Origin of the sequence: Aureimonas sp. ME7 (genome assembly GCF_903970965.1) — a bacterium.
Taxonomy (GTDB): Bacteria; Pseudomonadota; Alphaproteobacteria; order Rhizobiales; family Rhizobiaceae; genus Aureimonas.
In genome coordinates, this window is record NZ_CAJCKW010000013.1 from 72,201 (window position 1) to 82,513 (window position 10,313).

At 66.9% G+C, this 10,313-nt stretch carries 7 protein-coding genes; 5 read left to right on the forward strand and 2 right to left on the reverse strand.

Features of this window, described 5'->3' with window-relative positions; all coding sequences use genetic code 11:
- Nucleotides 1–156 precede the first annotated feature (156 nt).
- Nucleotides 157–2,772 (forward strand): ATP-dependent chaperone ClpB, encoded by a 2,616-nt coding sequence (gene clpB, locus H7A85_RS17920; RefSeq protein ID WP_182087334.1) that lies wholly within the window; start codon nt 157–159, stop codon nt 2,770–2,772.
- A gap of 67 nt (nt 2,773–2,839) precedes the next feature.
- On the opposite strand, the gene H7A85_RS17925 is transcribed toward clpB, so the two are convergent.
- A complete protein-coding gene (locus tag H7A85_RS17925; protein ID WP_182087335.1) occupies nt 2,840–3,226 on the reverse strand; it encodes a PRC-barrel domain-containing protein in 387 nt (128 codons plus the stop codon).
- Between the two features lie 116 nt (nt 3,227–3,342).
- On the opposite strand from H7A85_RS17925, the gene H7A85_RS17930 reads away from it, so the two are divergent.
- The 4 genes from H7A85_RS17930 to mgrA all read left to right on the forward strand — a co-directional run bounded on the left by H7A85_RS17930 (nt 3,343) and on the right by mgrA (nt 7,778).
- Nucleotides 3,343–4,179: an aldo/keto reductase gene (locus tag H7A85_RS17930; protein ID WP_182087336.1), complete on the forward strand. Its 837-nt coding sequence runs from the start codon at nt 3,343–3,345 to the stop codon at nt 4,177–4,179.
- 129 nt (nt 4,180–4,308) lie between these two features.
- A complete protein-coding gene (locus H7A85_RS17935; protein ID WP_244631264.1) occupies nt 4,309–5,682 on the forward strand; it encodes a L,D-transpeptidase in 1,374 nt (457 codons plus the stop codon).
- A 25-nt stretch (nt 5,683–5,707) separates the two neighbouring features.
- Nucleotides 5,708–6,658, forward strand: a complete 951-nt coding sequence (locus H7A85_RS17940; RefSeq protein ID WP_182087337.1) for an extensin family protein — start codon at nt 5,708–5,710, stop codon at nt 6,656–6,658.
- Nucleotides 6,659–6,740: 82 nt separating this feature from the next.
- Nucleotides 6,741–7,778: an L-glyceraldehyde 3-phosphate reductase gene (gene mgrA / locus H7A85_RS17945; RefSeq protein WP_182087338.1), complete on the forward strand. Its 1,038-nt coding sequence runs from the start codon at nt 6,741–6,743 to the stop codon at nt 7,776–7,778.
- Nucleotides 7,779–7,802: 24 nt separating this feature from the next.
- Here the strand turns inward: mgrA and H7A85_RS17950 are convergent, their stop codons facing one another.
- Nucleotides 7,803–9,734 carry a M23 family metallopeptidase gene (locus H7A85_RS17950; protein ID WP_182087339.1) on the reverse strand — a complete coding sequence of 644 codons (1,932 nt, stop codon included), beginning with the start codon at nt 9,732–9,734 and terminating at the stop codon, nt 7,803–7,805.
- Nucleotides 9,735–10,313 lie beyond the last annotated feature (579 nt).

Below are 10,313 nucleotides of genomic sequence, written 5' to 3' on the forward strand. Positions count from 1 at the left end.
GCCTGCGAAATTTTGGGGCGGAGGGCTTGTGATGCTCTTTCGCCACAGTGATCCCCTTCCCATATTCCCAGCAGCGGCCGGCTTTCGGGCGGCCGACTCCACGCTTTTTCGCGCGCATGCCGCTTCGGGTGCCCCGCGAGACAAGGAGACCAACGCATGGACATGGAAAAATATACCGACCGGGTTCGCGGCTTCATCCAGGCCGCGCAGACGCTGGCGATGGCGCGCGACCACCAGCAGTTCCTGCCCGAACATCTCCTGAAGGTTCTGGTCGACGATTCCGAAGGGCTCGCCTCCGGCCTGATCGAACGCGCCGGCGGTCGGCCGAAGGACGTGCGCCTTGGCGTCGATGCGGCGCTCGATGCCCTGCCCAAGGTGTCGGGCGGCAACGGCCAGATCTATCTGGCGGCTCCCACGGCCAAGGTCTTCACGACCGCCGAGGAGATCGCCAAGAAGGCGGGCGACAGTTTCGTCACCGCCGAGCGGCTCCTGCTCGCGCTGGCGCTGGAGAAGAGCGCCAAGACGTCCGATATCCTGGCCAAGGCCGGCGTGACACCGCAGGGGCTGAATTCGGCGATCGAGGCGATCCGCAAGGGGCGCACGGCCGACACCGCGTCTGCGGAGCAGGGCTACGATGCGCTCAAGCGCTATGCCCGCGACCTGACCAAGGACGCGCGCGAAGGCAAGCTCGACCCGGTGATCGGGCGCGACGACGAGATTCGCCGCACGATCCAGGTTCTGTCCCGCCGCACCAAGAACAACCCGGTTCTGATCGGCGAGCCCGGCGTCGGCAAGACGGCGATCGCCGAAGGCTTGGCGCTGCGCCTCGTCAATGGCGACGTGCCGGAGTCCCTCAAGGACAAGCAGCTGATGGCGCTCGACATGGGCGCGCTCATCGCCGGCGCGAAGTATCGCGGCGAGTTCGAGGAGCGGCTGAAGTCCGTCCTGTCGGAGGTGACGGCGGCCGACGGCGGCATCATCCTCTTCATCGACGAGATGCACACGCTGGTGGGCGCGGGCAAGGCGGACGGGGCAATGGACGCGTCCAACCTCCTCAAACCCGCGCTGGCGCGCGGCGAGCTTCACTGCGTCGGCGCCACCACGCTCGACGAGTATCGCAAGCATGTCGAAAAGGACCCGGCGCTCGCGCGGCGCTTCCAGCCCGTCTTCGTCTCCGAGCCGAGCGTCGAGGACACGATCTCGATCCTGCGCGGATTGAAGGAGAAGTACGAGCAGCACCACAAGGTGCGCATCTCGGACTCGGCCCTGGTGGCCGCCGCGCAGCTGTCGAACCGCTACATCACCGACCGTTTCCTGCCCGACAAGGCGATCGACCTCGTGGACGAGGGCGCCGCGCGCCTGCGCATGGCGGTCGATTCCAAGCCCGAGGCTCTGGACGAGATCGATCGGCGCATCGTGCAGCTGAAGATCGAGCGCGAGGCGCTCAAGAAGGAGAACGACGACGGGGCGCGTTCGCGCCTGGAGCGTCTGGAAGGCGAGCTTGCCAACCTTGAGGAGGAAAGCGACCGGCTGACCACGTCCTGGCAGGCAGAGAAGTCCAAGCTCGGGCTGGCCGCCGATCTCAAGAAGCGGCTCGACGAAGCGCGCAACGAACTCGCCATCGCCCAGCGCCGCGGCGAGTTCCAGCGCGCGGGCGAGCTCGCCTATGGCGAGATCCCTCAGCTGGAGCGCGAGCTGACGGAAGCGGAAAGCGCCGGTAGCCAGGGCTCCATGGTCGAGGAGACCGTGACGGCCGACCATGTCGCGCAGGTCGTCTCCCGTTGGACCGGCATTCCCGTCGACCGGATGATGCAGGGCGAGCGCGAGAAGCTCCTGTCGATGGAGGATGCGCTCGCCAAGCGCGTCGTAGGGCAAGGGGAAGCGGTGCAGGCGGTCTCCAAAGCCGTCCGGCGCGCGCGCGCCGGCCTGCAGGATCCGAACCGGCCGATCGGCTCGTTCATCTTCCTCGGGCCGACCGGTGTCGGCAAGACCGAGCTCACCAAGGCGCTCGCGCGCTTCCTGTTCGACGAGGACACGGCGCTGGTGCGCATCGACATGTCGGAGTTCATGGAAAAGCATTCCGTGGCCCGGCTGATCGGCGCGCCTCCGGGCTATGTCGGCTACGAGGAGGGCGGCGTCCTGACCGAAGCGGTGCGGCGCCGGCCCTATCAGGTGATCCTCTTCGACGAGATCGAAAAGGCGCATCCGGACGTCTTCAACGTCCTCCTCCAAGTGCTCGACGACGGGCGGCTGACGGACGGGCAGGGGCGCACGGTCGATTTTCGCAACACGCTGATCGTGATGACCTCCAACCTCGGCGCCGAGTACCTGACGAGCCTTCGCGACGATCAGGATGTGGGTGAAGTTCGCACCCAGGTGATGGACGTCGTGCGCTCGGCCTTCCGGCCGGAGTTCCTCAACCGCGTCGACGAGATCATCCTGTTCCATCGCCTCAAGCGCGCGGAAATGGGGGCGATCGTCGACATCCAGATGCAGCGGCTCGAAAAGCTTCTGGAGGAGCGCAAGATCGCGATCGAGCTCGACGAGACGGCCCGCGAATGGCTGTCGGAGCGGGGCTACGATCCGGCCTACGGCGCGCGTCCCTTGAAGCGGGTGATCCAGCGCGAGGTGCAGGATCCGCTCGCCGAGAAGATCCTTCTCGGGCAGATCAAGGACGAGGACCGGGTGAAGATCTCGTCCGGTACGGACCGGCTGAACTTCTACGTCGTCGGCTCCAAGGCCGGGGCGGAAGGGGACAGGGTCGCGGCCTGACGGATCGCGATGCCCGACATGCGAAAGGGGGCGGCTCCCGCGAGCCGCCCCCTTTTGTTCGTCGTCATCAGTAGTAGGCGACGCCGTAATAGTCGTTGACGCGGCGCCCATAGTCCGGATCGGCCCAGCTCGGGCGATCCGCCTCGCCGTAACGCGGCGCGGCGTTGAGCTGGTCGATCGTCAGCCCGACGACGTAGCCGCCCTGGCGCTCGTCGTATTTCAGGACTTCCCAGGGCAGCGGGTGGTATTCCTCGCCGATCCCGAGGAAGCCGCCGAAGCTCATGATGGCGTATTTCACGCGGCCGTCTCGCTTGCCGATGACGACGTCGTAGATGTGGCCGAGATTGTCGCCGTCCGTGTTGTAGACGCGGGTGCCGTTGACGCGGCTGGCCTCGATGGCGTCCGCGCCGACTTCGACTTCGGACGTGGTGCCGGTTCCAAGCGTGGAGGACATGGATCTCGTCTCCGTTCCTGTTTGTCTCAAGGTGTGAAACGGAACGGGGCCGGTGCCGTTCCCTTTTTCCCCGGCATAGGACGCGGCGCGGGGCGCAATCCGAGGATGACGAACTCATGAAAACGATCGATCTGCCCGGCGGCATCACCGTGCCCGCCCTCGGCCAAGGCACCTGGATGATGGCCGAGGGCAACGCGCCGCGCGAGCGCGAAATCGAAGCGCTGCGCGCCGGAATCGACCTCGGCATGACGCTGATCGACACGGCCGAGATCTACGGCGACGGGGCATCCGAGGTTCTGGTCGGCGAGGCCATCCGCGATCGGAGGGACGAGGTGTTCCTGGTGTCCAAGGTCGCCCCGTCCAACGCCTCGCGCGAGGGAACGCGGCGCGCCTGCGAAGCGAGCCTCCAACGGCTCGGCACCGACCGGCTGGACCTCTACCTCCTCCACTGGCGGGGTCGCCATCCCCTGAGCGATACCGTCGCGGCGATGGAGGACCTCGTTTCGGCCGGCCGGATCGGCCGCTGGGGCGTGTCGAACTTCGACCTCTCGGACATGGAGGAACTCGTCGCCGTTCCCGGCGGCGCGAACTGCGCGGTCAACCAGATCCTCTACAATCTGGAGGAGCGCGGTCCCGAATTCGATCTCCTGCCCTGGCAGGCCGAGCACGGCATCCCGGTCATGGCCTATTCTCCGGTCGGGCAGGGCGGCGCGCTTCTGGAAGACGACACGCTGGCGGCGGTCGCCGAGCGCCATGTGGCGAGCCCCGCCCGTATCGCTCTGGCCTTCCTGCTCCAGCGCCCCGGCGTCATCGCCATTCCGAAGGCGGCGACGCGCGGCCACGTCGAGGACAATGCCGCCGCGGCCGGTCTCGAACTCGACGCGGACGATCTCGCGGCCCTGGAGGAAGCGTTTCCCGCGCCGACCTGCAAGGTCCCGCTCGCGATGATCTGAACGCATGGGAGGCGCCGCGTCGCTTCACACCCTGTTCATGCACGCGGCGTTAACCATCTTCGGACCAGCATTACGCCCTATTTGCCTGCCAGGCGTTGCCGGTGCGGCGTATGAGGAGAAGGCAAGGACATGGCCAAGCGAGCGGTGCGGGTGATGGCCCTTCTGATGGCCGGCCTTTGCATGGGCGCATCCCCGGGCTTGGCGCAGCGCTACGATCCCGGCTACGATGACTACGGACCGGGCACGGAAAGCTTCGTCGACGAGTTCGGCAATGTCGTCACCGTGGATTCCTACGGCCGGGTGATCGCGGTGGAGCGTCCGCGGCGCGGGCAGCGGGCCGAGCGGCACGGCTACGGGGCGCCCTCCGGGCCCGTGGTCCTGGAAGGTCGGGCGGGCGACGTGCCGCCGGGCGTCGAGTACGGTGTGCCCTCCGCCGAGCCCTATGACGACTACCGCGACGCGCCGGTGGAACAGCAGCCCTTGCCCCCCGCTGGTGCCTGGGATCAGGCGGGCCTGCCGGACGGCGGCACCACGGGCTCGATCGCGCCCTCCGACGGGTTCGGCAACGATCCCCTGACCGGCAACGGCCGTCTCGAAGGCCAGACCATGATCGAGACCGACCCGGCGCCCAAAGTGGCCGGGCCGAAGGGCAAGAACGCCAAGGCCGAGATCGCCGCGCTCCAGGTCCTGCTCGACCGCGCCGGCATCTCGCCGGGGGTGATCGACGGGCGCATGGGCGGCAATGTCGACAAAGCGGTCGCCGCCTATACCGAGATGACCGGCCGCACCATCGACGCCACCAACGCCCAGTCGCTCATGGAAGAGTTGATGGCGACTGGCGGGCCGGCGGTGGTGTCCTACGAGATCACCAACGAGGACGTCGGCGGCCCCTATGTCGCGGCCATCCCCGAGGACTACGCGCACAAGGCGGCGCTGCCCGCGATGAGCTACGAGCGCGTGACCGAGATGCTGGGCGAGCGCTTCCACATGGACGAGGCCTATCTCAAGGAGATCAATCCGGGCGCCGACTTCACCCGCCCCGGCACGATCATCAAGGTCATGGCGACGGGCGAGAACATCACGGGCGTCGAAGTCGCGCGCATCGTTGCCGACAAGGGGCGCGAGCAGGTTCGCGCCTACGACGCCACCGGGCGGCTGGTCGCGGCCTATCCCTCCTCGATCGGGTCGACCTCGACGCCCTCGCCGTCGGGCACCGTGGAGGTCGCGCGCATCGCCTTCAACCCCAACTACACCTACAACCCGAAGATCAACTTCAAGCAGGGCGACAACGACAAGGTCCTGACCATTCCTCCGGGTCCGAACGGGCCGGTCGGCACGATCTGGATCGCCTTGTCGAAGCCGACCTACGGCATCCACGGCACGCCCGAGCCCTCCAAGATCGGCAAGACCAACAGCCACGGCTGCGTGCGCCTGACGAACTGGGACGCGGCCGAACTCGCCAAGCTGGTGAAGCCCGGCGTCGTCGTCGAGTTCGTGGAATAGCGTAAGGCCGGGGGAGGGCGGGTCGATGAGGGGACGCAAGGTCTGGATCGCGGCGGCGGTGTCGCTTCTGGCATACGGCGCGCGCGCCGAGGAAGCGGTGCCCGTGCCCCGGACCTCGCCGGAAGCCGAGGCGCCCACTGCGGGCGAACCGCCGCCGCCCGTTCACGTTCCGGTCCCGGAAGACCGGCCCGAGCCGCCGGCCGGCGAAACCGCAACCCCTTCGCCCGAGGCGAAGCCCTCAGAGACGCCGGCCGACGGCAAGCCCGCCGAAGAAAAGCCGGCGGAGCTGGCGCCGGCGACCTCTCCCAGCGCCGACGCGCCCCAACCGGCCTACGTGCCGCCCGAGAAGGCCCGCACGCAGCCCGAGCCGAGCGCGCCCGAAACGCCGCCGATGGAGGTGACGCCGGCCCAGACCGTCGAGGCGGCCGCCGCCGTGGAAGACGCGGTGATGTGCGAAAAGGAACTGAAGGCGCGCGGGGCCGAGTTCACGGTCGGCGAAACGATCGCCGATGGCTATTGCGGCGTCCTCCGGCCCGTGTCGGTCAAGCGCCTTTCCAACGGAACCACGGTGGAGCCGGGAACGACCTTTCTCTGCCGCACGGCGCTGGCGCTCGATATCTGGGTGGGCGAAAGCGTCGAGCCGTCCGCCAAGGCCGAGTTCAAGGGCGCGAAGGTGAAGGCGCTGTCGCAGGCTTCCACCTATGTCTGCCGGGCGCGCGCCAGCGAATCGCGCATTTCCGAGCATTCTCGCGGGAGCGCCATCGACATCGCGGGCTTCGTCCTGTCGGACGGGCGCACCGTTCCGGTGGAAGCGGTGACACCCGGCACGCCGGAAGACCGCTTCGCGGCCGCCGTGCGGCGCGCCGCTTGCGGCCCGTTCCGCACGGTTCTCGGGCCCGGCACGGATTCGGACCACGGGACGCATCTTCATCTCGACATCGCCGCCCGGTCCAACGACGCGACCTACTGCCGCTGAACCTTAAGGGTTTTTGCTTCCCTCCGGTCGGAGCGGACCTATAGTCCGCTCGCGCTTGCCTGCGCTTCGAGGAGGAACACGAATGCCCTATAACGCCGCCGATCACCGTTATTCCGACATGAGCTATCGTCGCACCGGTCGCTCGGGGCTCGACCTGCCGGAAGTGTCCCTCGGCCTATGGCAGAATTTCGGGGGCGCCGACGTGTTCGAAACGGGCCGCGCCATCCTGCGCCGGGCCTTCGACCGGGGGGTGACGCATTTCGACCTCGCCAACAATTACGGCCCGCCCCCCGGCTCGGCCGAGGAGAATTTCGGTCGCTGGATGGATCTCGACTTCCGGCCCTACCGGGACGAACTCGTGATCTCGTCCAAGGCGGGTTGGGACATGTGGCCGGGCCCCTATGGCAATTTCGGCTCGCGCAAGTACCTCGTCGCCTCGCTCGACCAGAGCCTGAAGCGGATGGGGCTCGACTATGTCGACATCTTCTACCACCACAGGCCCGATCCTCGGACGCCGCTGGAGGAGACGATGGGGGCGCTGGATCACATCGTGCGGTCGGGCAAGGCGCTGTATGTCGGCGTATCGTCCTATTCGCCCGACCTGACGCGCCGGGCCCACGCGATCTTGAAAAGCCTCGGTACGCCGATGCTGATCCATCAGCCGTCCTATTCGATGCTCAACCGCTGGGTGGAGGACGAACTCCTCGATACGCTGGGCGCGCTCGGCGTCGGCTGCATCGCCTTCTCGCCGCTGGCGCAGGGGCTCCTGACCGACAAGTACGTTCGCGGCATCCCGGAGGGCTCGCGAGCTTCCAAGGCCAAGTCCTTCTCGCCCGATCTGGTGACAGAGGACAATCTCGCGCGAATCCGCGCCCTCGGTGAGATCGCGGCCGCGCGTGGGCAGTCGCTCGCCCAGATGGCGATCGCCTGGGTGCTGCGCGATGAGCGCATCACCTCCGCGCTGATCGGTGCGCGCACGGTGGAGCAGCTAGATTCCTCGCTCGACGCCCTGAAGACGCTTGGTTTCTCGTCCGACGAGATCGCCGCCATCGACACCCACGCGACCGAGGGTGGGATCGATCTCTGGCGTTCGCAGTCTTCGATCCGTCCGCCGGAATAGAACCGGCAGAGACGCGGCGTCGCCTCAATGCGAGGCGACGCGCATGTCCTCGACGCTGTCCTTCAGGAGATTGTCGATCCGCTCGCGCTCCTTTTCGAAGGCGATCAGCTGATCGCCCCCGAGCTGGCGACCGGAGGGAAGGCGGATGCGCAAGGGGTCCACCCGCGTGCCGTTGACGCTGACCTCGTAGTGGAGGTGGTTGCCAGTCGATAGGCCGGTGGAGCCGACATAGCCGATGACTTGGCCCTGGCGCACGCGTGCGCCGGGCTTCACGCCGGGCGCGATCTTGCTTTGGTGGGAATAGGAGGTTTCGTAGCCGTTGGCATGACGAATCAATGTCTGCTGGCCGTTGCCGGTGGACCAGCCGGCCTTTTCGACCGTTCCGGAGCCCGACGCCAGGATGGGCGTTCCGCGCGGTGCCGCCCAATCGACACCCCAGTGCATGCGCGAATAGCCCAGAATCGGATGGCGCCGCGCGCCGAAGGGCGAGCTGAACCGCCCCTTGGGCACCGGGTTGCGCAGGAGGAACTGCTTCGCGCTCCGTCCTTCCTCGTCGTAGTAGTCGGTCTGGTCGTCGTCGGGGGTGAAGAAGCGGTAGTAGCGTTTGGTCGAGTCGCCGAACTTGGCTTCCACGAAGAGGATCTGGGATTCCGCGCTCGCGGTGTCACGACCCTCTTCCAGGGAGTAAAGGAGGGTCAGGCGATCGGTCGGATCGAGTCGCGCCTGATAGTCGACCTCGGGCGCGAGGATCTTGAGAAGGCGGCGGCAAAGCCGGTCGTCGAGGCCGTAGGCGAGGGCCGCCTGGTAGATGCCGTCGTAGACGGTCGGCATGCTCTGGCGCAGCGGCGTCTCGGTCGCGTTCTCGTCGAAGGCCTGCGCCACCGATTGGCTGAGGGCAGGCTCGGGACCCGACTGGAACGAACCGTCGTCGCTCAAAGCCACGGTCGCCTGATGTTTCTCGCCCCGATAGGCCGAAACCCGGACGATGCGGGAGCCCTCGCCATCCGGCTCGAGGCCGAGACGCAAGACCTCGCCGGCACCCATTTCCTCGCGCCCGAGAAGATGGCCAAGCGCTTCCCCGGACGCCTCCGCGTCCTCGTGACCGTTCTCGCGAAGCGCCTCGACGATCGGACGCTCCTCCCGGAAAGGCACGATCTCCTCGAAGTAGCGCGACACCCGTTCCGCCGCGGCGTCCGATGGGGATACGGAGATGTTCTCCTCGATGACGCGGAAGGCTGAGCCCGGAAGATAGTCCTGCGCGTCGCTCATGCCGCCGCCGAAACGGGACGCGTCGAAGGCTTGGAAGGCGGCGACCTGCAGCGGTTCGCTCTCCATACGCGGAAGTGCATCGCGCACCAAGTGCTCGGCTTCCTTCGTATCGATATCGGGAAAGTCGTCGAACGTCGCCTCGTCGAAGGCGAAGGTTTCGACCGCGAGATCGACGTCACCCTCGACCTTGGCATCGTAGATCTGGCCGGTCTCGGAGCGCGGCTCGGCATCCCCGTCCTCGTCCTCGCCTCCCATTACGTTCATCGCGTCGAAGGCGGGATAGGAGCCCGTATTGGGGTGGCGCGCTCCGAGGAGCATCGAGGCATAGGCAAAGGGCACCGACCGGATGACGTCGCGATCCCCGACGCGAACGAGGGTCGGCACCTCGATCGTGGATCGGTTGCGGTCGATGGGAATGGGCGTGGCGAACACGCGCTCACCCTTTTCCACCACGTCGCTGACGGTTCCGGCCAACTCGCCGACGACGGCGGGGGACACCAGCATGCGGCGCCCATCATGGGCGGCGGAAAGCGCGATGCCCATCATCGCGGTCGAGGTCAGTCCGGTGAGAAGGGTTCCAGCCAGCCAACGAGCGGAAACCTGTCGGCGATCCGGGCGCCGCCGGGCGTCGGCGACGAGCGCGGGCTGATTGCCGAAATGGGGTTTGGCGTATCGCTCGTGGCTCATTCACGTCTCATGCTGCTCGCCCGCTTTCCTCCCCACGCAAAGCGGCGGAATCAAGGATCGGACGGGCGAGGGCTCGAAGGAGGCAGACCAGACAACGAGGAGCCGCCACGATCGCATGAGATAGAGGGCTGACGATAGGCGATGTCAACCAATCCTTAAGAAGACCCACAGGCGGCAGTGCTACAGCGCGCGTATGCGATGGTTTGTTCGGCGGGACGGGGGGAAGGTAAGGACAGATCCGGCCTTCCAACTGCCTTCGGGCAGTCGTCGTGCATCGAGATGTCGGTTGGCTGAACGGGTAAGTGACTGTCCTGATTGCACTTTCCATTTTTCTGCATCGAACAGTCACTTTTCCCATTGACGTTTGGCGGCGGTCGGATCTATACACCGCTCATCGACGACGGCGGTGGCGCCGGGGCGGACGGGACGGGGGCCGGATGGTTCCAGTCACTCTGCCGGGAAGTTGAGCTGACGGTTGGTTCTGGGGGATTTCTTCCGGGGTTGGCTGGTTCGGCTCGGTTTTGCGCCTCTTGGAGTGTCGGACGAGGTTTTTCGAGTGATGCGTTGAGCATGCTTGGG

Excerpts from the sequence above, each read along its gene's own strand:
- H7A85_RS17950 (WP_182087339.1), bottom strand. The coding sequence starts at position 9,734 with ATGAGCCACGAGCGATACGCCAAACCCCATTTCGGCAATCAGCCCGCG.
- H7A85_RS17940 (WP_182087337.1), top strand. The coding sequence starts at position 5,708 with ATGAGGGGACGCAAGGTCTGGATCGCGGCGGCGGTGTCGCTTCTGGCA.
- H7A85_RS17925 (WP_182087335.1), bottom strand. The coding sequence starts at position 3,226 with ATGTCCTCCACGCTTGGAACCGGCACCACGTCCGAAGTCGAAGTCGGC.
- mgrA (WP_182087338.1), top strand. The coding sequence starts at position 6,741 with ATGCCCTATAACGCCGCCGATCACCGTTATTCCGACATGAGCTATCGT.
- clpB (WP_182087334.1), top strand. The coding sequence starts at position 157 with ATGGACATGGAAAAATATACCGACCGGGTTCGCGGCTTCATCCAGGCC.
- H7A85_RS17935 (WP_244631264.1), top strand. The coding sequence starts at position 4,309 with ATGGCCAAGCGAGCGGTGCGGGTGATGGCCCTTCTGATGGCCGGCCTT.
- H7A85_RS17930 (WP_182087336.1), top strand. The coding sequence starts at position 3,343 with ATGAAAACGATCGATCTGCCCGGCGGCATCACCGTGCCCGCCCTCGGC.